Here is a 24029-nt window from a genome sequence, read left to right as displayed (position 1 = left end):
GAGAACCTCACCCTCACCGGCACGGCCGCCATCAACGGCACCGGCAACACCCTGAACAACGTGCTCACTGGCAACGGTGCGAACAACGTGCTCAACGGCGGCACAGGCGCAGACCGGATGGCCGGCGGCCTGGGCAACGACACCTACGTGGTGGACAACGCGGGCGATGTGGTGACCGAAGCGGCCAGTGCAGGCACGGACCTGGTGCAATCGACCATCAGCTACGTGCTCGGTGCGAACCTGGAGAACCTCACCCTCACCGGCACGGCCGCCATCAACGGAACTGGCAACACCCTGAACAACGTGCTCACTGGCAACAACGCGAACAACGTGCTCAACGGCGGCACAGGCAATGACGTCTTGATTGGCGGTGGCGGGGCCGACGTGTTCATGGGCGGCGCGGGCCGGGATGTGATCGTTCTCAATGCGTCAAACCTTGCGTCCATCACCAGTGTTCGAATCGACGGCGGCAGCGAACGAGACACAGTAAAGCTCGACAGCACACTGAGCAATCAGACCCTGAACTTGAGCACGCTGGACAACACCTTTATCAAGGGTATCGAAGTCATCGACATCACCGGTGGTGGCAACAACACCCTGCGGCTCAATATCCGCGATGTGCTCTCGATCCATGACAGCAGCAGCGCAGACGGTCTACTCAACCGACTGCTGGTGCAAGGCAACGCGGGCGACAGAGTGGAGCTGGTGCGCGACAGCGGGAGCTACAGCGGTAGCTGGAGCGCGGCGGGGACCCAGGCGTGGGAAGGCGTAACCTACAACGCCTACAAGAACGCGAGCGGCCAGTCGGATACCTTGTTGATCATGCAGGGGGTCTCGGCGGTGATGATGTAGTGCTCACGCCCGCTGCCCGATCGCATCGCGAAACCGGAGGCGGCAGAGCACGCGCACGAAGTGCCGTGGATCGAGTTGCTGGAGACAGTCGGGACGCGGTGGCGCACCTACGCGCATGGCGTAGGTGCGCACGTCCTTGAAGTATTCGCAGGCGAGTTGCCGCGTGGCCTGTCTCAGGCCGCCAGCGCAGCTTCCACATCCGAACCCAGCTTCTCCGGCGCGTCCTGCGGGGCGTAACGTTTGATCACCCTGCCGTCCTTGCCGATCAGGAACTTGGTGAAGTTCCATTTGATGGCCTTGCTGCCCAGCAGGCCGGGTGCCTCGGCGGTGAGCCACTGGTACAGCGGGTGGGCCTGCTCGCCGTTGACGTCGATCTTGCTCATCATGGGAAAGCTCACGCCGTAGTTGAGCTGGCAAAAGCTGGAGATCTCGTCGTTGCTGCCCGGGTCCTGGCTGCCGAACTGGTTGCTGGGAAAACCCAGAACCACCAGGCCACGGCTGCCGTAGGTCTGATGCAGCTTTTCCAGGCCGCCGAACTGCGGCGTGAAGCCACAGGCACTGGCGGTGTTCACGATCAGCAAGGCCTTGCCCCGGAATTGAGCCAGGGACACGGGTTTGCCGTCGATGGACAGGGCTTCGAAGTCGTAGATGCTGCTCATGGCGGGCTCCTGGGTGTTGGCGAAAACGGTGCTGGATTGTGGCGCGCGCGCCGAACTGACGACGAAAGTGTCACAGTCCGGGCGCTCGGGTATGGCACAAAGCTGGTTGTTGCGCGCGCTTCGCGGGCATACTGCTTCGAAACATTAAAAATCAACCGAGGCAGGTGATGGTGTCATACACAGTGGCGCTGGTGGGCTTCTCACAGGCGGAGTCGTCCACGTTCGAGTCTTTTCTTCGCCTCGCGGCCCGCCGGCCTCCCGGCTACCGCGTGCAGGACGAGGTGATCGACGCGCAGATCCTGGTGGTCAACGCCGACAACGCACAGGCACTGCACCTGGTGCGCTACGCCGACCTGCCCGGCAAGGTGCTGCTGGTCGGCAACACCGATGGCGGCACCGGCTGGCCCTTGCAGCGCAAGCCGGTGCGGCTGGTCAGTGTGCTGGCTGCGCTCGACGGCATTGTGGGCGCGAGCGCACCGGCCTCGGCGAAAAAGCGCGCTGGCAGTTCGGGCTTCCATGCCACCGAGCCGTACCAGGCCTCTCAACTCCAGGGGCTGGACGCGAGCATGCGCCGAGCCGGCAGCCGCCGCGGTGCCGACACCGAATTCCCGCCCACGCGTCCCATGCTGCGCGAGACCGCGCCGGTGGCGCCGCCCGCCGCTTCGGCACGCCCCGCTCCCGCCGCAGGGCGCACCGGTGTCATGCGCATGACCGATTTCGGGGGGCTCGACGACCTGCCTTCGCCCCCGGCACCTGCGGCGCGGTCCACCCGGGCCCCCCGTTCGCGCCTGAGCCCCGACAAAGGCGCCGCCGCCCCCATCGCCGAGCTGCCGCGCGGCGACATGCTGCTGGTGGCCGAGAGCCTGGTGGAAGGTCGCATCCTGCTCAAGCGCTTCAAGAAATACGGCCTGTCGGTGGACTGGTCCCGCGAAGCGGCGCAATCGCTCGTGATGCTCAAGGCACATCACTACCGGCTGGTGGTGATCGACCGTTTGAAAGGCGACCCTGACGCCTACCAGATCTGTCGCTCGGCCAAACAGGCCAAAGGCCCCAAGGGTGCGCCGGTGGTGATCATGTTCGCGCCCACGGCCGGCAGCATGGACCGCATGAAGGCCGGTCTGGCGGGCAGCGACGCCTACCTGTCGCGTTCGATCAGTGAAGCCGAGCTCTACAAGGTGCTCGCGCAGCACCGGCTGGTGAGCCTCGACGGATTCGCCCCGACCAACGTGGGGTTCTAGGAAGCCCTCCTGCCGCGGTGTTTCCGGAGTGGGTCAATTCATCCGTGGAGATCGTCTCGTCGGGCGATTTCCAGCAGGCGTTCGAGTTCGTGCGGATGTCGCCGCTGGTTGTGTCGGTGCCAAAGCGCAATCAGCGCCATGAACCCGGCCACCAGCAGACCAAAGGCCGTGATGGCCGCGAAGGCCGACCAGCCCATGCCGGTGGAGAAGCTGTACAGCGCACCCAGGCCCAGGATGCAGGCCTGCTCGTTGAAGTTCTGCACGGCAATCGAACGGCCCGCGCCCATCAGGTTGTGGCCTCGGTGCTGCAGCAGCGCGTTCATGGGCACCACCAGGAAACCGCCCAGACCACCCAGCAGCACCAGGAAGGGTGCGGCCACCCACACGTTGTCGATGAAGTTCATCAGAATCACCAGCACACCCATGCCAATGCCCAGCGGCATCACGCGCGTGGCCTGGTCCAGCCGCATGCGCATCGAGGCCACCACCGCGCCCACCGCTGTGCCCAGTGCCACCACGCCCACCAGCGATGACGCCTGGGTGGTGCTGTAGCCCAGCGCTGCGCCGGCCCAGGCCAGCACGATGTAGCGCAGGTTGCCCGAGACACCCCAGAACAAGGTGGTGGTGGCCAGCGAAATCTGGCCCAGGCGGTCGCGCCAGAGGCGGTGGTTGCAGCGCCAGAAATCGGGCAGCAGCGCGAGCGGATTCTTCGGCATCGGGCGCGGCGTCACGCCTGTGAGTGGAATGCGGGTGTTGAACCATGCGGCCAGTGCGTACACCAGCATCAGTGTGCCCACGGCGGCCTCGGCCGGCCGGTGGATGCCGGTGTTCACGCCGGGCAGGTCGATCGACAGCAGCCATCCCGAGAGCAGCGGACCCACGAGCTGGCCGCCGAGCAGCACGCCCAGGATGATGGACGCGATGGTGAGCCCCTCGATCCAGCCATTGGCCTTGACCAGCTGTGATGGGGGCAGCAGCTCGGTGAGGATGCCGTACTTGGCCGGCGAATAGGCCGCCGCGCCCAGGCCCACCAGGGTGTAGGCCAGCAGCGGGTGAATGCCCACGAGCATCATCAGGCAACCCACCAGCTTGATGGCGTTGCTGATGAACATGACCTGGCCTTTGGGCCTGGCATCGGCGAACGCGCCCACGAAAGGCGCGAGCACCACATAGAAGAGCGCGAACAAAGGCACCAGGGCCGCGCTCTGCCATTCCGGCGCACCCCGCGTGCGCAGCAATTCAATCGCCGCCACGAACAGCGCATTGTCCGCCAGCGAACTGAAGAACTGCGCCGTCATGATGGTGTAGAAGCCGCGCTTCATGGCGATGATTTTGTGTGCCAGGGCGCCTTCGCACAGGCTGGCTGAGCGGGGTTCGCCGGCGGTTTTGTGCGACAGTTGACGGGTGTCTCCAGAGGATGCGGGGTTATAGCACGCGCCCCTGAAAACACCGGCTCTCCCGAGCGACACCGTCGTCCTCTCCGCCATGCACCGCGACATACCGCACGCCGCCATGCCCCGTCCCATTCTTGCCACCGTCCACCCCGAGGCCTTGCGCCACAACCTTCAACGTGCCCGCCAGCTCGCGCCCGATGCCCGGGTGTGGGCTGTGGTCAAGGCCAACGCCTATGGCCATGGCATCGAACGCTGCTTCGAGGCGCTGCGCAGCGCCGACGGCTTCGCGCTGCTCGATCTCGCCGAAGCCGAACGCGTGCGTGCGCTCGGCTGGCGCGGCCCGATCCTGCTGCTCGAAGGCGTGTTTGAGCCACGCGACCTCGAAGTGTGCTCGCGCCTGAACCTCTGGCACACGGTGCACTGCACCGAACAGATCGACTGGCTCGCCGCCCACAAGACCCAGGTGCCGCAACGCGTGTTCCTCAAGCTCAACAGCGGCATGAACCGGCTGGGCTTCATTCCCGACGCATTTCGCAGCGCCTGGGTGCGGCTCAATGCGCTGCCGCAGGTGGAAGAGATTTCCTTCATGACCCATTTCAGCGATGCCGATGGCACGCGCGGTATTGCCCACCAGGTGGCCATCTTCGAGGCCGCCACGGTCGATCTGCCGGGTGAACGCACGCTGAGCAACAGCGCCGCCATCCTGCGCCACGCCAGTGCGCGGCTGGGCACGCTGGCGCTGGCCGCCGACTGGGTGCGCGAAGGCATCGCCCTGTATGGCAGCGCCCCCGACTTTCCCCAGCACAGTGCGGCCGACTGGGGTCTGCAACCGGCCATGACGCTCTCCAGCCGGATCATCGGCACGCAGTCGCTGCACCCTGGCGACACCGTGGGCTACGGGTCGACCTTCACCGCCGAAGTCCCGTTGCGCATCGGCGTGGTGGCCTGTGGTTACGCCGATGGCTACCCGCGCCATGCCGCCCTGGGAACGCCGGTACTGGTGGGGGGTATCAAGACCCGCTTGCTGGGCCGCGTGAGCATGGACATGATCACCGTCGATCTCTCGCCCCTGGATGCTGCGGGTGTACCGTGTGGCGTGGGTACCGAGGTGGTGCTCTGGGGCCGCGCTGCATCGGGCGAGGTGTTGTCGATCGACGAAGTGGCTGCGTCCGCGGGCACCATCGGCTACGAGCTGATGTGCGCGGTGGCTGCGCGCGTACCATTCGCAGTGCCTTGAAAGGCCGCTTCTTGCATACTTAAGGGAGTATGTAATATACTGCGGTCTGTATAGGAGCCCGCAGCATGTCGTCCTGGCCTTTTCCCTGGCAGATCCGTTTTCTCGTCGCGCTCACCCTCACGGTGAGTGCCGCGTTGTCGCACGCCGAAGGTCCCCGGGTTTTGGTGGCCGAGGTGGGCGCCCGGTCGGTGGACACCGGTCTGCTGTTCGATGGCCACCTTCAGGCAGTGCGGCAGAGCACGCTCTCGGCGCAGGCCAGCGGGCGCATCCTTTCGCTCTCGGTCAAGGCAGGTGACCAGGTCAAGGCGGGCCAGGTGCTGGCCGTGATCGACGACCGTGCGACGCAGGCGGGTGTGGCGCAGGCGCAGGCCGGCCTGGCCCAGGCCGATGCGGGTCTCGCAAATGCGAAGGCCCACTTCGAGCGCACGCGCGACCTGCGCGCCCAAGGCTTTGTGGCGCAGGCGGCGCTGGACACGGCTCAGGCGCAGCTCAAGGCGGCGCAGGCCGGTGTGGCGGCAGCGCGCGCGGGCCAGGCGCAGTCGTCGCTGGCGCAAGGTTTCACGCGCCTGACCGCGCCCTACGACGGCTGGGTGCTGCAGACGCACGCCGAAGCCGGCACACTGGCGCAACCGGGTGCGCCAGTGCTCACGGTGTACGCCCCGCAGCCGATCCGTGCGGTGGTGCAGGTGCCCGCTTCGCAGCAGGGCGCCGCGTTGCGCGCGCAACGCATCGAAGTGCAACTGCCGGACACCGATCGCTGGGTGCGTCCGGCTCGCCAGCTGGCCTTGCCGGCGGCCGATCCGGTGTCGCAAACGGTGGAATGGCGACTGGACCTGAGTGAGGCCGACGGCGCAGCCCAGGTGCCGGGGCGCCAGGTGCGGGTGCGCTTTGTCGGCGCCGCCGACCCCAGGGAGAAACCACGCCTTCAGGTGCCTGCTGCGGCGCTGTTGCGACGTGGTGAACTGACGGCGGTGTACGTCGTGGTCGAGCGCGGTGGTGCCGAGCCTGCGCCTGGCTTTTCGCTGCGGGCGGTGCGCACCGGTGCCGACCACGGTGCTTCGGGCGTGGAAATTCTGGCGGGCCTGAAAGCCGGCGACCGAATTGCGCTCGACCCGGTTCGCGCTGGCCTTGCCGGTGCCCGGCCTGCCAACTGAGGCGCACGCCATGACCCGCTCTGTCACCACCGACACGCCGGAGAAACTGGGTTTTTCAGGTTCGGTCGCGCGCCTGTTCCAGGCCAACGCGATCACGCCACTGCTGGCCATCGTGGCGCTGCTGCTGGGCCTTTTCGCGGTCATGGTCACGCCGCGGGAGGAAGAGCCGCAGATCAACGTGACCATGGCGAATGTGCTGATCCCGTTCCCTGGCGCCTCCAGCGCTGACGTGCAGCAGCTCGTGGCGCTGCCGGCCGAGCAGGTGCTCTCGCAGATCCAGGGCATCGAACACACCTACTCGGTCTCGCGTCCCGGCGTGGCGGTGCTCACCGTGCAGTTCCAGGTGGGCGTGCCGCGCACCGAGGCGCTGGTTCGCCTGTACGACGTGCTCAACGCCAACCAGGACTGGTTGCCACAGGGCCTGGGTGTGCTGCCCCCCATCGTCAAGCCCAGAGGCATCGACGACGTGCCGGTGCTGGCCGCCACGCTGTGGACGTCCGATGCGGCCAGCGCGCACGAGCTCGAACGTGTGGCCATCTCACTGGGGGCCGAGCTCAAACGCGTGCCCGGCACGCGCGAGGTGCAGACCATTGGTGGCCCGGGCCGGGCGGTGCATGTGTGGCTGGAGCCGGCGCGTCTGCGCGAGCGCGGGGTGAGCGTGCAGGCGCTGCAGCAGGCCATTGCCTCGGCCAACCAGGCCATGCCCTCGGGCTCGGTCGCCAACCCCGGTGCGGCCCAAGGCGAGCCCGGCATGCTCAGCGTGGAGACCGGTGAATTCCTCACAGACGAGAAGGATGTGGGCGACATCGTGGTCGGCGTGAGCCATGGCCGCCCGATCTATCTGCGCGAGGTCGCGCGCGTGGAAGCGGGCGCCCAGCAGCCTCAGCGCCACGTGTGGTTCACGCCCGGTCCGGCAGCGGACGAGGCCCATGCCGCGTTGGTGGGACAGAGCTTCCCGGCGGTGACGCTGACCGTGACCAAGAAGCCCGGCGAAAACGCCGTCGACGTGGCGCACGGCGCACGTGAACGGCTGGACCAACTGGTCAACAGCGTGATTCCCGACGGCATGCAGGTCAGCATCACACGCGACTATGGCCAGACCGCTGCCGACAAGGCCAACAAGTTGATCCAGAAGCTGATCTTTGCCACCGGTAGCGTGATCATCCTGGTGGGCCAGGCACTGGGCCGGCGCGAGGCCGTGATCGTCGGCGCGGCGGTGGTGCTCACGCTCACTGCCACACTGTTTGCCAGCTGGGCCTGGGGTTTCACCCTCAACCGTGTCTCGCTGTTTGCGCTCATCTTCTCCATCGGCATCCTGGTGGACGACGCCATCGTGGTGGTGGAGAACATCCACCGCCACCGCCAGCTCACGCCCGAACTGCCGCTGTCGCAGGTCATTCCGCGCGCGGTCGACGAAGTGGGCGGCCCCACCATCCTCGCCACGTTCACCGTGATCGCCGCCCTGCTGCCCATGGCTTTTGTCAGTGGCCTCATGGGGCCTTACATGAGTCCAATCCCGATCAACGCGAGCATGGGGATGGCGATCTCGCTGGCGATCGCTTTCACGGTCACACCCTGGCTGGCCCTCAAGCTCACGAAGACCGATGGCCAGGCCGTTCACGGGCCGGGGCGCCTCACGCGCGGCTTGCAGTCCACCTTCACGCGCATCCTCACGCCCTTCCTGCAGAGCGCGCGCAAACGCTGGCTGCTGCTGGCCGGCATCCTCGCCGCGTTGTTGCTCTCGGTGGGCCTGGCGATGGTGCAGTGGGTGGTGCTCAAGATGCTGCCCTTCGACAACAAGAGCGAATACCAGGTGGTGCTGGACATGCCCGCCGGCACCCCGCTGGAAGACACCGCGGCGGCCCTGCAGGACATGACTGCGTACCTCGCCGCACAGCCGGAGGTGGCCGATGTCCAGGGCTATGCCGGCACCGCCAGCCCGATCACCTTCAACGGCCTGGTGCGGCAGTACTACCTGCGGGCCGAAGCCGAAAGCGGCGATCTCCAGGTCAACCTGACCGGGGCACACGATCGCAGTGAAAAAAGCCACGTCATTGCCCAGCGCCACCGCCCCGAACTGGAGAAGATCGCCGCTGCGCACGGTGCCCGTGTCAAGGTGGTGGAGGTGCCACCCGGTCCACCGGTGCTCTCGCCCATCGTGGCCGAGGTCTATGGACCCGACGACGCGGGCCGCGCCGAACTCGCCCGGCGCGTGGCCAGGGCTTTCAGCGACACGCCCGACATCGTGGGTGTGGACACCACGCTTAAGGAAGCGGCACCGCGCGCCTTCCTGCGGGTGCAGCGCGTGCGCGCCGAATCGCTGGGCATTCCGGTGCAGGTGATCGCGCAGACCGTGAACGCTGCGCTGTCGGGCAGCGATGCCGCCTATCTGCACGACGGCCAGGCGCGTCGCGCCGTGCCCGTGCGCCTGCAACTCCCGCGCGAGTCGCAAGTGGGCCTGGACGCCTTGCTTGCGCTGCCGCTGCGTGCAGCCAACGGTGCCATGGTGCCTCTGTCCGAGCTGGTGGTGGTCGAGCGCGGCGTGATCGACCCGCCCCGGTTCACCAAGAACCTGCTGCCCCTGACCTACGTGCTTGGCGACATGGCCGGCGAACTCGATTCGCCCCTGTACGGCCTGTTCGGCATCCGCACCCGCATGGACACCGCCGCGTTGCCCGACACCGGTGAGCTCGGCGAGTACTGGATCTCGCAGCCGAAAGACCCGTACCGCGAGTACGCCGTGAAATGGGACGGCGAATGGCAGATCACCTTTGAGACCTTCAGGGACATGGGCGCAGCCTATGGCGTGGGCCTGATCCTGATCTACCTGCTGGTGGTGGCGCAGTTCCGCAGCTACGTGACGCCGCTCATCATCATGGCGCCCATTCCGCTCACGCTCATCGGTGTGATGCCGGGGCACGCGCTGCTGGGTGCGCAGTTCACCGCCACCAGCATGATCGGCATGATCGCGCTGGCCGGCATCATCGTGCGCAACTCCATCCTGCTGGTGGACTTCATCGAGCTGGAGACAGCTCGCGGCGTGCCGTTTGCCGATGCGGTGGTGCAGTCTGCCGCCGTGCGGGCCCAACCCATCGCGCTGACGGGCCTGGCCGCCATGATGGGTGCCTTCTTCATCCTCGACGACCCGATCTTCAATGGACTGGCCGTCTCGCTCATCTTTGGCATCGCGGTCTCCACCCTGCTCACGCTGGTGGTGATCCCGGTGCTCTATTTCGCGGTGTACCGCCAGCGGCATTCGCTGGATCCGGCCACCACCTGAGTTTTTTTCTTTTCTCCAAGGAGCTTGAAATGACCGTTGAACGTTGCATCCGCATCCTGGCCGGGTTTGTCGTCATGCTTTCACTGGCGCTCGGCGTCGAAGGCAGCCCGATTTTCATCAACCCGTGGTTCCTGGCGTTGACCGCGTTTGCCGGTTTCAACCTGTTCCAGTCCGGCATCACCGGTTTCTGCCCGCCGGCCTACCTGTTCCGCTGGCTGGGGGTGCCCGAGGGCGGCGCCTGCGCCACCGGCAAGCGCCACTGAGCGGCGCCATGCACCACGCCACCCCGTTGAGGTTCCTCATGCCCGGCTGGTTCTCGCTGGTCATGGGCCTGTGTGGTCTGGCACTGGCCTGGCACCGTGCGCAGGGCACGCTGGGCGACATCGCCAGCGGCGTTGCCCTGGTCCTGGGGGTGGTCGCGCTGCTCGTGTTTCTGGTGCTGTTGGTCGCGTCGGCCGTGCGCGTTCAGCGCCATGCCGACGCACTGGCCGAAGACCTCATGCATCCGGTGCGCCACGCCTTTGTGGCCGCCTTTCCCGTCTCGCTGCTGCTGCTGGCCACCGTCGGCGTGGCACTGGGCGGACCCCGTGGCCCGATGGCGTCGATCTGGAACACCCTGTGGTGGCTCGGCAGCCTGGGGCAGCTGTGGGCCACGGTCTGGGTCTTGGGGCGCTGGCTGGCGCCCTCGGCATCCATGCCGCCTGCGGCACTCTGGCCTTCGATCACGCCGGTGCTGCTGATTCCGGTGGTGGGCAATGTGCTGGTGCCCCTGGCCGGCTTGCCCCTGGGTCATGTGCTGTGGTCGGCAGCGCAGTTCGGCATCGGTGCGTTGCTGTGGCCGGTGGTGCTGTCGCTGCTGATGGCGCGCCGCATCGCGCACAGCCCATTGCCCGATCGCCTGCTGCCGGCCTGGTTCATCACCGTGGCGCCACCGTCCGTCATCGGCGCGGCCTTGCTGCAGTGGCAGGCGCCGCTGCCCGTGGTGCTGGGTGCGTGGGGTGTTGGCCTGTTCTTTCTGCTGTGGGCTTCGGTGCTGGTGCGCCGCGTGGTGGCGGAGCCCTTCGGCGTGCCCTTCTGGGCCTTGTCGTTTCCACTGGCCTCCTTCACCGTGTTGAGCCTGCGCCTGGCCGAGGTCACCGCAGATGCTTCGATGCGGCTGGCGGGCCTGGTCCTGCTGGCCGCCACGTCACTGCTCGTTCTGTGGCTGGGGATGGCCACCGTGCGCGGCCTGCGCGATGGTTCGCTGCTCGTGCCCGAGCCGGCACCGCCTCAGCGGCCGGGTGAACAGGCCGCGAAGCCGTAGCGTTCGCAGAACGGGTTGCCCAGCAGGGGCAGCCAAGCCGGGATGTCGTGGAACTCGCGCGCCACTTCGGCCAGCACCGCATCGCGGTAGGGCTGGTACTTGAAGCCGGTGCCGTCCACGGCGAAGAAGGCCACCCCGTCGATCTCGAATCGGCGCTTGCTCACGCGCTCGAAGTACGGGGCGAAGGCAGTGAGGTCGGGGTCGTCGTACAGGAACACCCGGATCGGCCGGCCTTCGTACGAACGGAAGTCGACGATCTGGTCATCCTGCCGCGCGTGGTGGCGGCCGACGCCGAACACCGGCACATATTGCCCATGGTGGAAGGCCAGCATGCCGGCGGGGTTGTAGGTGCGCGCCATCAGCGTGGCGCCTGTCGGCAGGTCCTGGCGCAGCGCAGCGACCACCGCCGCCGTTTCGCGCAGGAACACCGCCCGGTCGTGGATCTTGAAAGGTTGCCACCAGGTCAGCGGCGCCCAGGCGATGGCGGCCACCACCAGCAGGTGCGGCACCGAGAGCGCCACCGTCCAGCCCATGGCCCGGCGCAAGGGGCGGGCGTCCAGGCGCAGGCCGACCCAGATCATGAACAAGGGGACAAAGCCCAGCACCCAATGCAGTCCGATGGTGCGCCGAGTGCTCAGCAGCAGGAACACCAGCAGCGGGAACATCCACAACACCGTCAGCGTGCGCGCGGTCGTGGGAGACACACCGCTGGCCACGCGCGCTGCGGCGCCACGCCACAGCAACCACGGCGTGAGCAGGTAGACCGCCATACCCACGTAGACGCCGAAGGTCTCCAGCGACCAGCGCGAGCCTTCATTGCGGTTGAACACGTTGAACATCACGTTGGTCCAGCCGTGTGTGGCATTGAAAGCCACGTTCAGCGCGATGGCAGGCAACGCGAACGCGAAGATGAGAAACGGCGCCCACCAGCGCTCGCGCCGCCAGCCGAAGCAGTGCGCGGCGTAGGCGAAGCCCAGCAGCGCCGCAAAGTATTTGGACAGAAAGGCCAGGCCGAGGAACAGACCGGCCAGCGCGTACCCAGGCGCGCCATGTTCGGCGGTGTCGGCGCGCAGGTAGGCCCAGGCCGAGAGCGCCATGAAGAAGACCAGCGGCGTGTCCGTGGTCACCAGCACGAACATCCAGGACCATGGCATGACCAGGTACACCGCGCCGACCAGCCAGGCGCTGGCCTCGCGCTCCTCGGGCAGGAAGCGGCGCAGCAGGTCCACCATGCCCAGCGCAATCAGGCTGGTGACCAGCAGCGAAAAGCTGCGCAGGGCCAGCGGGTGTTCGCTGATCTGGCGCAGTGCCGCCAGCAGCCAGCCCACCATGGGCGGGTGGTCCGAATAACCCCAGGCGGGAAACACGCCCCACTGGTAGAAGAAGGTCTCGTCGCCGGTCATGGGGAACCCCGCGGCCAGCACGACCTTGAGCAGCAGCGTGGCCGCGGAAGTGCCCCAGAAGATCTGGCGCGAGACGTGGGCAGAGAACTCGGAGGCGTGCATGGATTCAGGCGTCGAGTGCGAGCAATGAAACGCCGACGGCGATCAGCGTGCAGCCGGCCACCCGCAGCCACGAAAAAGGTTCGCCCAGCCAGAGCACGCCCAGCGCGAGCGTGAGCACGAAGCCCAGGCTCACCAGCGGGTAGGCCACGCTCACGTCCAGCCGCGAAAGCACCCACAGCCACAGCACCGCGCTGGCGCCGTACAGCACCAGGCCCAGCCAGACCATCGGGCTGGTCAGGGCGTGCAGGTAGGTCGCGCCCACGTCCGCGCCAGCGGGGGCGCCCATGCCGCGCTTCATGGCGATCTGGGCAGCCGAGGACAGCAGCACGCAGAACAGGGCCAGGCCCAGGGCAATAGGTTTCATGAACCAGGTCTCCTCAGGAGCCAACGGTGGCGGCCAGGCCAATGACGCCAATGACGACCAGTGTCATCCAGCTGAACGGGTCGCGCAGGGCGAACTGCAGCGGGTCTTCGCCGCGCAGTTCGCGCCTCCCAGTCTTGAGCCAGATGCGCATGATCCACAGCAGCAGCACCGGTGCTGCGCCCCACAGCCAGTCTGGCTGGCGGTAGAGCGCCAGGCTGTTCTGGCTGTCGATGTAGAGCGTGAGCACCATCACTGCGAGGAAGCCGCTGGCCATGCCCATGGCGCGCAGCGAGGAGAGGTCGCGCGGCTGGTAGCCCCGGCCCGGCGCGAGCGTGGCGTTGCCGTCGTCCAGCTCCTCCAGCTCGGCGCAGCGCTTGACCAGTGCCAGGCTCAGGAACAGAAAGATCGAGATCGCGAGCAGCCAGTTCGACAGGTCTACCCCGGCGGCCACCGCACCCGCGCCAATGCGCAGCGTGTACAGACCCGAGAGCACCAGCACGTCGATCAGCGCCAACCGCTTGAGCACCATCGAGTAGGCCAGCGTGGTCGCGGTGTAGGCCAGCAGCAGTGCCGCGAAGGCGGTCGAGACGGCGAAAGCCAGCACGAAGGCCAGCGCCATCATCACGAGGCCCAGGAGCACCGCCGTGGGAATGGCGATGGCGGCCGATGCCAGCGGGCGGTGCCGCTTGATTCGGTGCACGCGGTCGTTGGGCAGGTCCAGCAGGTCGTTGAACAGGTAGGTGGCCGAGGCGCACAGACCGAACGCGAGAAAGGCCAGGGCCACCATCGTCCAGCGTTGCGGGTCCAGCGAGTGCGCGGCCAGCAAGGGCACAAACAGCAACGCGTTCTTCGACCACTGCTTCAGACGGATTGCGCGCAGCACGGTGCCCAGGCTCAAGGGCACGCGATCAAACACGCGCGCCTGGGGGTGAAGCTTCTGCAGTCGTTCGATCACCGCGGGCGGCGCGTTCACCGCCACCGCCTGCGCACTGCCTTCCCACACCGCGAGATCGTCGCTGCTGTTGCCAGCGTAGGCCCATTGGGCATGGCCACCGGCGCCCGCGTGTGCCTCGATGGCCGCGCGCTTGTGGCGGCGGCTCAGATTGAGGCGATCACCCTGCGCGTTGGTGCCCAGTACGTCCTGAAAGAGCTTGAGATGGGCCGCCACCTCGCGCACGATGCGCACGTCGGCGGCACTGGCCAGCACCAGCGTGCGCCCCCGTGCGCGTTCTTCTCGCAGGAATTGCAGGAAGCGTTCGTTGTAGGGCAGGCGCGCCGGATCGGGCCGAACCGCGCCGGCCAGGTGCTGCTTGAACCCGGCCTTGCCCAGCAGCAGCCAGGCCAGCATGCGCAACAGATTGAAGGGGTTGCGCCGGATGAACAGCATCACCGACTCGTACAGCGTGTCGCTGGGCGTGAGCGTGCCGTCCAGGTCCACGTAGAGTGGACAGGTGTCGGCGGGAGGGACGTGGGCTGCGAAAGGCGTCAAGCGGGTGGTCCGGGAAGCGGTGGGCCGATTTTAGGGGTCGGCCCACGGCTTCACCCGCTGTGCTGCAAGGCAGGCGTCCGATACCGGCTCGCGAGCCAGTGAAAACCCACCGCCGGCAGCAGCAGGCACAGCATGCCCAGCGCCCAGCCGGCCCACATCAGCGGCGCGATCCAGTCCATCAGGCTGGTGGTCGATGGCAGCACCTGGCCGAGCCACTGCACGAGGTCGATCCAGGCGGCCTGCAGCGACTGCACCCAGGCCGGGTCGACCCACAGGGCCAGCCATGCCGGCACCGGCCATTGACCGGCCGCCGTGGCCATCTCGCCCGCCTGGCCGGAGGCACCCAGGCCGAGCAGCCACCCGGTCACTTTCACGGACAGAGCCACCAGGCCGGTCCAGCCCGCAGCCAGCACCGCGAACACGCTCCAGATCAGTGCCCTCATGACAGCGCTCCCGCCGGTTGGTCGCGCCAGGCGCGCGTGAGCGCATCCAGCAGTGCGGCCTCGCCATCGGCCTCATGGCCGTCGGCCAGCACCACCGCCTGGCACAGGCCCACCATGCGCGCGCGCAGGGCCGGGTCGCGCACCTCATCCAGGAGTTGCTGACGGGTGCCTTCGTCCATGCGGGCCGAACCGGTCCACTCGCCCTGAGCCGCCTCCAGCAGGTCGGTGCAGAAGGTTTCGATCACCTCCTTGAACGCTTCGGGCGGCAGGCCGAGTTGCTGCGAAGCCTGGAGTCGGTCGAGCGCGCGCAGCTCGGTGAACGAATAGTTGCCGTCCGCCACCAGGGCCATGGCCAGCAGGCGGGCGGCGGCATGGGGGCTGTCGGTCGGGTAGGAGCGCATGCAGAGGTCCTTTCATCGGTTGGGGGAATGGCCTTGTGGGCGAAGCCGCGAGCTTATGGTGTTCATGGTGTCGGAAAAAGCAGAAAATCATGGAACAAACATCTCTAAAAACCGAAGCATGAATCAGGAACTCAATTACAAACACCTGTACTACTTCTGGGTCGCGGCGAAAGAGGGTGGCATGTCGCACGCCGCTGCGCGGCTGGGTATGGCGGTGCAGACCGTGAGCGCCCAGGTGCGGCTGCTCGAACAGTCCCTGGGTCATGCGCTCTTCAAACCGGCCGGGCGAGGCCTGGCGCTCACCGAGGCGGGGCGCATCGCGCTGGAGCGGGCGGAACAGATCTTTCAGCTGGGCGAGCAGTTGCACACCGCGCTGGGGGAGGCTGCGGACCAGACACGCGTTCGCCTGGTGGTGGGCATCTCCGACGGTTTGCCCAAGCTGGCGGTGCGCGACCTGCTCGCGCCCGCCCTGGCGGAGCCCCACCTGCACCTGCATTGCCACGAAGACGGGTTCGAAGACTTGCTGGCTGCGCTGGCGCTGCATCGGCTTGACGTCGTGCTTTCCGACCGGCCGGCGCCGGTCAACCCCAACTTGCGGCTGTACAGCCATGCGCTGGGTTCCTCGCCGCTGGGCTGGTACGCGCCCAAGGTCTGGCTGGCCCAGGCGCGCCGTGATTTCCCACATAGCCTGGCGCGGGTGCCGGTGCTGCTGCCCACCGCCCACTCGTCCGTGCGCCTGCGCATCGACCAGTGGTTCGAGCGCCACGGCGTGGCGCCGCGCGTGGTGGGTGAATTTGAAGACAGCGCCCTGCTGGCGACCTTCGGCGCCTCGGGCATGGGTGTGTTCCCGGCCGCCGAACGCATGCGCGATGCGCTCGCGCAGGGCTACGGCCTGAAGGGGTTCGGACCCTGCGAAGGCGTGCAGGAGCACTTCTATGCCATCGGCACCGCACGCAAGGTGCAGCACCCGCTGGTGCAGCGCTTGCTGAGCGCACCTTCGGTTTGATCAGGGCTTGGCGTCGTCACCCGAAGACGCCGGAGGCTCGGCCTTCGAATCGGTCGGGGTGACCGCACTGGCCACTGTGGCCCGCGTCCGCATGGTGGTCTGGATGCCCCAGACCGCCACGAACATCGCCGCGATCGCCGGGCCGACCACGAAGCCGTTGATGCCCATCACGGCGATGCCACCGATGGTGCTGATCAGCACCAGGTAGTCGGGCATGCCGGTGTCCTTGCCCACCAGCAGCGGGCGCAACAGGTTGTCGACCAGCCCGATCACGAGCACGCCATACGCCACGAGACCCACCGCCGAGTAGGTATCGCCGGAGGCGAACAGCCAGATCGCCACCGGGCCCCACACCAGCCCGGCACCCACTGCCGGCAACAACGAGAGGATGGCCATGAGCACCGCCCACAGCAGTGCGGCGTTGATGCCGATCACCCAGAATGCCAGGCCGCCGAGCGCACCTTGCACCAGCGCCACCACCAGGTTGCCTTTGACGGTGGCCCGCAGCACCGTGCCGAACTGCTGCAGCAGTTCCTGCTTGTCCTCGGGCGGCAGGGGAATCGCGTTTCGGATGGCGCGCACGATCGAGGTGCCGTCGCGCACCAGAAAGAAGGCCAGGTAGAGCGTGATGAACAGGCTGACCACCAGTCCGAGCACGTCCTGTCCGAGGTTGAAGGTCTGTGATGCGATGAACTGGCTGCCCTGCGTGAGTGCTTGCGTGAGCTTGCGCACGATCAGGTCGAAATCACCGAGGCCGGCGCGACCGAGCAGGTCGGTGAGCCAGTCGGGCAGCGCGTTGAATATGCCGCGCATCACCTGCGCGGGTTTGAGTTCTCCTGAGTCGATGCGTTCGTAGAGCTGAGCCGCCTCGCGGGCCAGTGAAGCCGCCACCAGCACCGCAGGCAGGATCACCGCCACCACGGCGGCCAGCATCGTGGTCAGTGCCGCCAGGTTGCGGTGCAGTTTCATGCGCGGCAACAGCCAGCGGTTCAGGGGGGCAAACAGCAACGCGATGACCACGCCCCAGAGCACGGTGCCATAGAACGGCAGCAGGATCCAGACAAAGGCCACCGACACCGCCACCAACAGGACCCTCAGCATCAGCGAGCCCGAGACCGCCGCCATGGGTGGCGGAGCCACAGGCGCTGCGCGGGGCGCGGGGGCAGGTGCTTCTTGATGGGGAGAGTTCATGGGCTCGGCAAAAAGTGGAGTCGCGACAAGTATGCGGCACGCCGTGCCTTGCGGCTCAGCGGCCTTCTGCCGCGAACGCTTCAAGTGAAGGCATCTCGCCCGGGCGCTGGAACACGATCATCACCGCCAGTACCGGCCCCTCCTGGGCCGCCCTCAGGCGGCGATAGTCCGGCATCACGCAGCCGTCGTGGCGCTCGCCTTCCTGAACGGCGTTGCCCATGGCGATGTAGTTGGGCTCACCCGCTGCATTGCGATGGGTGGCGAAGTGCACGCGGGTGCGCGGCACGGGCGCGGCCAGCCCGAACCCGTCGGGGCGGAACGTGGCGCCGAAATGCAGGCCCTGGGCGCTGCCTACATCAGGCCGGTGCTCGGCCACCCGGCGCTCACCATCGGCGTCGACCCAGTGCAGGCGCAGGTGTGGCGTGCCTTCGCGCGCGGACCACAGCAGATGCAGGTCCGCTCCAGCCAGACAGTAGCGGGGGTGTGTGCGGCCGGTCATGTCTTCCCAGAGCTCGCCCACGCGCTCGTCCACGCGCAGCAGCCGCAGGCCTGGCGGCGCCAGCAGCGACTGTGAAAACACCGCGCCAGCCTTCGCCAACTGAAAGCGGCTGACCGGTTGCACCGCGTGGGCCAGGGCCACGGGCGGGCCCGGGTTGCGCGGGTTGTCCTGCAAATGGCGTGCAGCCTTCTCCAGCGGTTCCACTGCGCTGAACACCGCCATGGCCGGCAAGCCCAGAACCACCAGGCCGCTGAGCGAGAGCGCCACGCCCTCACCCGCGCTGAGCGCGGGCCTGAGGAGGCGACCCAGCCCCAGGTGGATGCCCAGCCAGACCAGTGGCGCCACCGTGAAAAGCAGCGCATAAAACACCGCCAGGCCCTCCATGCCCGACACCGAGCGCGCCGGAACGATCACCGCCATGGCGGCGAGGGGGCCCGCCGCCAGTGAAACCACACGCACCACCAGCCAGCTCCCGGCTTTGCCCTGTGTGTTCAGGAGCCGGAATTCCAGCCAAAGCACCAGTCCGATCACTGCGACCACCACGGCGGCGGCAATCCTCCAGTCCCGTTGCATGTCGACGGGCAAGGCAGGCAGGGCAGCGATCAGTTGGAGGGGGTCCATGGGCAGCGCTGAAGTGAAGACGAACCGCATCGTAAGGCGCCGCGGGTGCCAGCCCAAGGCTGTCGGGCTGGTGGCGCGGGCCGGCCATCGGACAGGGGCCTTACCATGTGCCCTTCGCCACACGCGCTGAGCCCGTCGGGAACACATGCTGGTAGTCACCTGGGCCACAGGCCTTGCCTTGCTGGGGATCTGCGCCGTCGTTGCCTGGCGCACACTGCCCGTGTTCTTCGCCCGCTTCGACGGCAAAGTCCTGCGCGTGGCGCCCCCGGCTCCCATCGCATCCGCAGCGTCCCCGCCCGGCCCAGCGCAGGCCGCCTGGCAGCGACTGCATGCCTGGTGTTTCGACGGTGCGGGCGATGGCCGCAGTCCGCTCTGGCGGCCCTGGGCAGCACCCCGCATGGAACAGCGTTTCAGCACAGCTTCGCTCGTGCTGGAGCCCGTCGAAGACCGCGAACGCCTGGTCCAGCACTTCCTGCACCACCTCGACGGCAGCGACCAGCTTGCGGCCGTCGGCGGAACCCTGGCCCGAGTTCTGCTGCGCCTGCGGGTGAAGCGCGACGACTGCCTGTGGTGGCGCGCACGCCGTCCCACAGATCCGTGGGACTGTGGCTACCTCGTCGGTGGTGACGATGGCCTGCATGCGTTGCTCCGCTTTCAACCGCGCCGCGCCACGCTGATGGTGGCCGACGGCCTGGAGCCCGCCACTGTTCGAGCGGCGATGCGCGTCCTGCAAGACCGCAGCGCCATGTTCCGTCACCCGGTGCGCCTGCTGGTGGTGGGCAACTGCAGCGCCGATGCGGAAGTCTTCATCGACGGCTCGGCCAAACCTTTTTCCAGCGCCCTGGCCCGTTCAAACACGTCGTGATCGGCCAGCATCGCCAGCGGCCTGCCAGGCCCGAGGCCTCCAACTCGCTGCTGCGCTTTCTCGCGGGCGGCGCGTGAGGGCTCAGCGCTGCACCGACAGGTCGCGCAGCAAGCGCGAGAGCAGCTGCGACTGGCTTTGCACGCCCACCTTCAAGAAGACGCGCTTGAGCGTGGTGCGCGCCGACTCGTAGGTGGTGCCTGTGGCCTGTGCCGCAGCGCGCAGGTTCAGGCCGTCGAGCAGGTGCATCACCAGCCGCGTTTCAGAAGGCGTGCAGCCGTACTGTTGCCTCAATATGCCGGGGGCGGCCGGGTCGCTCCATTCCGTGCGTGTGACGGTGAGCAAGGCCAGGGCCGGCCGCGGCAGGTAGCGGCCGGTGCCGCCTCGGGCAGGGGTGACCTGCACGCTCAGCGTGGTGGTGTCCTGTCGAAGCAGGATCGAGGGACGGGCATCCGCTGCCGCTTCCAAAGGTGAAATGGCCGCAGCCACCAGGGACCTCAGAAGCGGTTGCGTCTGATCGGAGGTGGTGGAGATCCGCCCGTCGCGCAGGCGCAAACCTTGACCGGCGCGCAGCAGCGACTCCATGGCACGGTTTGCATGCACCAACCGCAGATTCGCATCGACCAGCGCCACGCCATGGCGCAGGCCGTCGAGGGCCGACAGCTCCAGGGCGGTGGCCTCGGCGCGCTCCAGGCGCACCGCCATGCGCAGCGCACGCGTCATGTGACGGCTCAGGCGTTCGAAGGCGGCCACTTCGCGCCGGTCGAACGTGGGCATGTCAGGCGAGCGCAGCAGGGTGACGTTGGCCACCACACCTTCTTCGGCCAACAGGGTGTTGCCCAGCGTGTAGCGAAAACTCTGCGGGCGCATCCATTCGTTGTAGTACGCCGAGCGGTAGAGGGCGTGGTCGTCGCGCAGAAAAGCATGCAGGCGCTCGTTGGTGCGCACCACCCCCGGTCGGTGCAGTCGCTCGCTGAGTTCGATCCAGGGGTTGTCGGGGGCGAAGTACAGGCCATTGAACGCATCGAGCCAACGCGGCGCGATGCCCTCCAGGGCCACAGGCCTCACACGTCCGGTGGGTTTGTCGAGGAAATAGAAGGTCTGCCCGTTCGATGGAAAGGCCTCGCCCGCCAGCCGCATCGCATCGGCCCAGGCATGGGGCTCGAACACCGTGCGGTAGACGGTGTCGGTCAGTGACTCTTCCAGATCGGCTCGCATGGGCATCAATGGGTGGCGTAAAGGTGGCAGGGTGCACCGCGCGCTCCCATTTGGGAGATGCGCTCGGCGCAGCGTTTTCATACGCTGGGTCTGCCCCGCATTCTGGAGCGTGTCGGCCGTGCCCGCCAGCCTTTGTGCAGGCAGACGCATGTCCGTCGCCTTCCTTCGCAGTCCTTTCACTTTTGCTTTCAGGAGCAGCCCATGACCTTGACCACCTTGTCCGGCACCGTCACCGGCATTCGCCATTCCACCGAAACCATGGGCCAGATCGGCAAGAACGGGGGCTCGGTCCAGACGGGCCAGGTGATGGCCTTTCGTGTTGACGAACGGTCCGCGCAGATCAAGCTCAAGGACATGCCGGATCTGCGCGACGGCGAGCGGGTCACGCTGGCGGGCCGCGCAAAGAACGGTACCTTCCGCGCGCTGGCCCTGCGCAACGACCAGACCCGAGCCGTCTATGCCACCGCGGCGTGGCCCGGTTACGTCATGGGCGGCATCATGGTCGCACTGGGGATTCCACTCAGTCTCATGGTCATCGGCCTGCCCTTTCTGGTGGTGGGCCTGTACACGCTGTACCAGGCGTACAGCTACGCCAAGGCCGAGAAGATGCTGCAGGGGTGAAGGCGGGTTCAGACCCGGACCTGAAATCCCTCCGCCCAGACCACCCGCAACCAGGCCACGAACGCCGAGACCGAGCGCGGCACGTGGCTGGCGTAGGGCCGGATGGCGTAGATGTGCGGGCTGAAGGTGCCCACCGACTGCCAGTCTGGCAGCACGTCCACCAGCTTGCCCGATTGCAGGGCCGCCTGCGCGCTGAAATCGGGCAGCAGGGCGATGCCCAGTCCAGACAGGGCTGCATCGCGCAGGGCCTCGCTGTTGTTGGCACAGAACGGGCCCGACACAGGCACGGTCACGCGCTGGCGCTGTGCCTTGCGGCGACCTTCGGGTGGCAGGAAATGCCAGGCCGGCGTGTCCTGCGCCCTGGGGTAGTGCAGGCAGTCGTGCTGCGCCAGGTCCTGCGGCGACGCGGGGTGGCCACGGCGGCGCAGGTAGTCGCGGCTGGCCACCAGCACCGAGCGTGTGCTGCACAGAGGCCAGGCCACGTGCGTGTCGGGCGGCGCAGCGGTGTGGCGGATGGCCAGATCGAAGCCTTCGGTGGCCAGTGAACTCAGGCGGTCGGACATGTCCAGCTCCAGCCGCACTTTGGGATGTGTCCGCACGAATTCCGCGATCCGCGGCACCAGTTGCTGGCGTGCGAGGGCCACCGGCGCCGTGACCCGCACCAGGCCAGCGGGTTCGTCCGCGAGGTCTCGCACGCTCGAGAAACTCTGCGCGATGCGCTCGAACGGCTCGCGCATGCTGTCCACCAGCTGCTGGCCCGCTTCGGTCAGGCGCACGCTGCGCGTGGTGCGTTGCACCAGAGGCACGCCGGCCGCATGTTCCAGCTCGGTGATGCGCTGGCTCATGGCAGCCTTGCTCACGCCCAGCCGCTGCGCGGCAGCGGTGTAGCTGCCGTGCTGCGCCAGCACGGTGAGCCAGTGCAGGTGCGTCCACAGGCCTTCTATTTTTTTCTCGTTCATGCCGACATTGTTCACCATGGCGAACAATCAGTTCAGGCGCAGGCCCTAGGCGGGCGCGGGGGTGTTGCCTACACTGGCCGTCTTTTCCCGGAACACCCCACTCGCGAGACCGCCATGGCCCATGCACCTGCTCCCATCGACCACTTCATCCAGGGCGCCATCACGGCCGGCGGCTCGCCGTGCCGCCAGGATGTCTTCAACCCCGCCAGCGGCGCCGTCTCCGGCCGCGTGGCCCTCGCCAATGCAGCAGACGTGGCCGCCGCTGTGGCCGCCGCCCAGGCCGCGTTTCCTGCCTGGGCCGACACTCCGCCCATTCGCCGCGCCCGCGTGCTGTTCAAGTTTCTCGAACTCGTGAACCAGCACAAGGACGACCTGGCCCGCATGATCACCGCCGAGCACGGCAAGGTGTTCACCGACGCACAGGGCGAGGTCTCGCGCGGCATCGACATCATCGAATTCGCCTGCGGCATTCCCCAGTTGCTCAAGGGCGATTTCACGGATCAGGTGTCCACCGGAATGGACAACTGGACGTTGCGCCAGCCGCTCGGCGTGGTGGCCGGCATCACGCCGTTCAACTTCCCGGTCATGGTGCCCATGTGGATGTTTCCGGTGGCCATTGCGGCGGGCAACACCTTCGTGCTCAAGCCCAGCCCCATCGACCCCTCGCCCGCGCTGTTCATGGGCGAACTGTTGAAGAAGGCCGGTCTGCCCGACGGCGTTTTCAACGTGGTGCAGGGCGACAAGGAAGCGGTGGACGCGCTGCTGGTGCATCCGGACGTGAAGGCCATCAGCTTCGTCGGTTCCACGCCGATCGCGAACTACATCTACGAGACCGGCGCCCACCACGGCAAGCGTGTCCAGGCGCTGGGTGGCGCAAAGAACCACATGGTGGTCATGCCCGACGCCGACCTCGACCAGGCGGTGGACGCGCTGATCGGCTCGGCTTACGGCTCGGCCGGCGAGCGTTGCATGGCCATTTCGGTGGCGGTGCTGGTGGGCGATGTGGCCGAGCGCATCATGCCGCTGCTGGTCGAGCGCACGAAGACGCTCCAGGTGCTCAATGGCACAAACCTCGCGGCCGAGATGGGGCCCATCGTCACGGCCACCGCGCACCAGCGCATCGCCGGTTACATCGAGGCCGGCGCCAGAGAGGGTGCGAAGCTGCTGGTGGACGGTCGTGGCTTCGATGCCTCCAAGGCCGGCGCCGGTTGCGAGCAGGGTTTCTGGATGGGCGGCACGCTGTTCGATCACGTGACCACCGACATGAAGATCTACAAGGAGGAAATCTTTGGCCCCGTGCTCAGCTGCGTGCGCGTGCCCGACTTTGCGCAAGCCGTGCAGATCATCAACGACCACGAATTCGGCAATGGCGTTTCCTGCTTCACGCGCGACGGCAACGTGGCGCGCGAGTTCTCGCGCCGCATCCAGGTCGGCATGGTTGGCATCAACGTACCGATTCCCGTGCCCATGGCGTGGCACGGTTTCGGTGGCTGGAAGAAAAGCCTGTTTGGCGACATGCACGCCTACGGCGAGGAGGGCGTGCGCTTTTACACGAAGCAGAAGAGCATCATGCAGCGCTGGCCAGAAAGCATTTCCAAAGGCGCCGAATTCGTCATGCCCACGGCAAAGTGATATGTCCGGCGTGACGTGTCCTTCCTCGGGGATGCTGCGGAACCGGCTTTGCCGGGCCGCTGGCATCGGCCCTCCGTCGGGGGGACGTGCCGAACGCGCGC

Annotated in this window: 22 protein-coding genes; 11 read left to right on the top strand and 11 right to left on the bottom strand. The window is 67.3% G+C overall.

Features of this window, described 5'->3' with window-relative positions; all coding sequences use genetic code 11:
* Positions 1-852 (top strand): calcium-binding protein (locus AB7F11_RS09730; protein WP_428299985.1); only part of this gene is annotated, 852 nt, incomplete at its 5' end.
* A 173-nt stretch (positions 853-1025) separates the two neighbouring features.
* Here AB7F11_RS09730 and AB7F11_RS09725 read toward each other — a convergent pair.
* The gene (locus AB7F11_RS09725) at positions 1026-1511 is read right to left on the bottom strand and encodes a glutathione peroxidase (RefSeq protein ID WP_428289401.1); all 486 of its coding nucleotides are present in this window, start codon (positions 1509-1511) and stop codon (positions 1026-1028) included.
* A gap of 167 nt (positions 1512-1678) precedes the next feature.
* Between AB7F11_RS09725 and AB7F11_RS09720 the strand changes: the two genes are divergently transcribed.
* On the top strand, positions 1679-2749 hold the full coding sequence (locus AB7F11_RS09720) for a hypothetical protein (RefSeq protein ID WP_428289400.1): 1071 nt from the start codon (positions 1679-1681) through the stop codon (positions 2747-2749).
* A 38-nt stretch (positions 2750-2787) separates the two neighbouring features.
* Here AB7F11_RS09720 and lplT read toward each other — a convergent pair whose 3' ends face one another.
* Entirely contained in the window at positions 2788-4071 is a 1284-nt protein-coding gene (gene lplT / locus AB7F11_RS09715) for a lysophospholipid transporter LplT (protein ID WP_428289399.1), read from the bottom strand.
* A 190-nt stretch (positions 4072-4261) separates the two neighbouring features.
* Between lplT and alr the strand changes: the two genes are divergently transcribed.
* The 5 genes from alr (at position 4262) to AB7F11_RS09690 (ending at position 11117) form a co-directional block, all read left to right on the top strand.
* Positions 4262-5380, top strand: a complete 1119-nt coding sequence (alr, locus tag AB7F11_RS09710) for an alanine racemase (protein ID WP_428289398.1) — start codon at positions 4262-4264, stop codon at positions 5378-5380.
* 65 nt (positions 5381-5445) lie between these two features.
* Positions 5446-6534, top strand: a complete 1089-nt coding sequence (locus tag AB7F11_RS09705; RefSeq protein ID WP_428289397.1) for an efflux RND transporter periplasmic adaptor subunit — start codon at positions 5446-5448, stop codon at positions 6532-6534.
* A gap of 10 nt (positions 6535-6544) precedes the next feature.
* Positions 6545-9814 (top strand): efflux RND transporter permease subunit, encoded by a 3270-nt coding sequence (locus tag AB7F11_RS09700; protein WP_428289396.1) that lies wholly within the window; start codon positions 6545-6547, stop codon positions 9812-9814.
* Between the two features lie 29 nt (positions 9815-9843).
* Complete coding sequence (locus AB7F11_RS09695; RefSeq protein ID WP_428289395.1) at positions 9844-10077, top strand: YgaP family membrane protein; 234 nt, start codon at positions 9844-9846, stop codon at positions 10075-10077.
* A gap of 8 nt (positions 10078-10085) precedes the next feature.
* Entirely contained in the window at positions 10086-11117 is a 1032-nt protein-coding gene (locus tag AB7F11_RS09690) for an SLAC1 anion channel family protein (RefSeq protein ID WP_428299986.1), read from the top strand.
* Here the strand turns inward: AB7F11_RS09690 and AB7F11_RS09685 are convergent.
* From AB7F11_RS09685 to AB7F11_RS09665, 5 genes are read right to left on the bottom strand one after another with little or no spacing between them, the layout of a single operon-like run.
* On the bottom strand, positions 11084-12622 hold the full coding sequence (locus AB7F11_RS09685; RefSeq protein ID WP_428289393.1) for an ArnT family glycosyltransferase: 1539 nt from the start codon (positions 12620-12622) through the stop codon (positions 11084-11086). The genes AB7F11_RS09690 and AB7F11_RS09685 overlap by 34 nt on opposite strands.
* 4 nt (positions 12623-12626) lie before the next feature.
* On the bottom strand, positions 12627-12986 hold the full coding sequence (locus AB7F11_RS09680) for an SMR family transporter (RefSeq protein WP_428289392.1): 360 nt from the start codon (positions 12984-12986) through the stop codon (positions 12627-12629).
* A 13-nt stretch (positions 12987-12999) separates the two neighbouring features.
* Entirely contained in the window at positions 13000-14475 is a 1476-nt protein-coding gene (locus AB7F11_RS09675; RefSeq protein WP_428289391.1) for a UbiA family prenyltransferase, read from the bottom strand.
* A gap of 50 nt (positions 14476-14525) precedes the next feature.
* Positions 14526-14918: a hypothetical protein gene (locus AB7F11_RS09670; protein WP_428299987.1), complete on the bottom strand. Its 393-nt coding sequence runs from the start codon at positions 14916-14918 to the stop codon at positions 14526-14528.
* Positions 14915-15319, bottom strand: a complete 405-nt coding sequence (locus tag AB7F11_RS09665; protein ID WP_428289389.1) for a TerB family tellurite resistance protein — start codon at positions 15317-15319, stop codon at positions 14915-14917. The genes AB7F11_RS09670 and AB7F11_RS09665 overlap by 4 nt, the downstream gene beginning before the upstream one ends.
* Before the next feature lie 118 nt (positions 15320-15437).
* Between AB7F11_RS09665 and AB7F11_RS09660 the strand changes: the two genes are divergently transcribed.
* Complete coding sequence (locus AB7F11_RS09660) at positions 15438-16325, top strand: LysR family transcriptional regulator (RefSeq protein WP_428289388.1); 888 nt, start codon at positions 15438-15440, stop codon at positions 16323-16325.
* Here the strand turns inward: AB7F11_RS09660 and AB7F11_RS09655 are convergent, their stop codons facing one another.
* Together AB7F11_RS09655 and AB7F11_RS09650 are read right to left on the bottom strand one after the other, a co-directional pair.
* Entirely contained in the window at positions 16326-17450 is a 1125-nt protein-coding gene (locus AB7F11_RS09655) for an AI-2E family transporter (RefSeq protein ID WP_428289434.1), read from the bottom strand. It lies immediately after the preceding gene.
* Between the two features lie 121 nt (positions 17451-17571).
* Positions 17572-18636 (bottom strand): hypothetical protein, encoded by a 1065-nt coding sequence (locus AB7F11_RS09650; RefSeq protein WP_428289387.1) that lies wholly within the window; start codon positions 18634-18636, stop codon positions 17572-17574.
* A gap of 145 nt (positions 18637-18781) precedes the next feature.
* Here AB7F11_RS09650 and AB7F11_RS09645 point away from each other — a divergent pair, with 145 nt between their 5' ends.
* Complete coding sequence (locus tag AB7F11_RS09645; protein ID WP_428289386.1) at positions 18782-19501, top strand: hypothetical protein; 720 nt, start codon at positions 18782-18784, stop codon at positions 19499-19501.
* 81 nt (positions 19502-19582) lie between these two features.
* On the opposite strand, the gene AB7F11_RS09640 is transcribed toward AB7F11_RS09645, so the two are convergent.
* Positions 19583-20716, bottom strand: coding sequence for a hypothetical protein (locus AB7F11_RS09640; RefSeq protein WP_428289385.1), 1134 nt, complete (start codon positions 20714-20716; stop codon positions 19583-19585).
* Positions 20717-20917: 201 nt separating this feature from the next.
* Between AB7F11_RS09640 and AB7F11_RS09635 the strand changes: the two genes are divergently transcribed.
* Positions 20918-21337, top strand: a complete 420-nt coding sequence (locus tag AB7F11_RS09635; protein WP_428289384.1) for a hypothetical protein — start codon at positions 20918-20920, stop codon at positions 21335-21337.
* An 8-nt stretch (positions 21338-21345) separates the two neighbouring features.
* Here AB7F11_RS09635 and AB7F11_RS09630 read toward each other — a convergent pair whose 3' ends face one another.
* On the bottom strand, positions 21346-22296 hold the full coding sequence (locus AB7F11_RS09630) for a LysR family transcriptional regulator (protein ID WP_428289433.1): 951 nt from the start codon (positions 22294-22296) through the stop codon (positions 21346-21348).
* Between the two features lie 114 nt (positions 22297-22410).
* On the opposite strand from AB7F11_RS09630, the gene AB7F11_RS09625 reads away from it, so the two are divergent.
* Positions 22411-23928 carry a CoA-acylating methylmalonate-semialdehyde dehydrogenase gene (locus AB7F11_RS09625; RefSeq protein WP_428289383.1) on the top strand — a complete coding sequence of 506 codons (1518 nt, stop codon included), beginning with the start codon at positions 22411-22413 and terminating at the stop codon, positions 23926-23928.
* Positions 23929-24029: the final 101 nt, after the last annotated feature.

It is taken from the genome of Hydrogenophaga sp. (assembly GCF_050250835.1).
GTDB lineage: Bacteria > Pseudomonadota > Gammaproteobacteria > Burkholderiales > Burkholderiaceae_C > Hydrogenophaga.
Note: the sequence above shows the minus strand (reverse complement) of the source record. Positions and strands in the feature narration are given on the sequence as shown.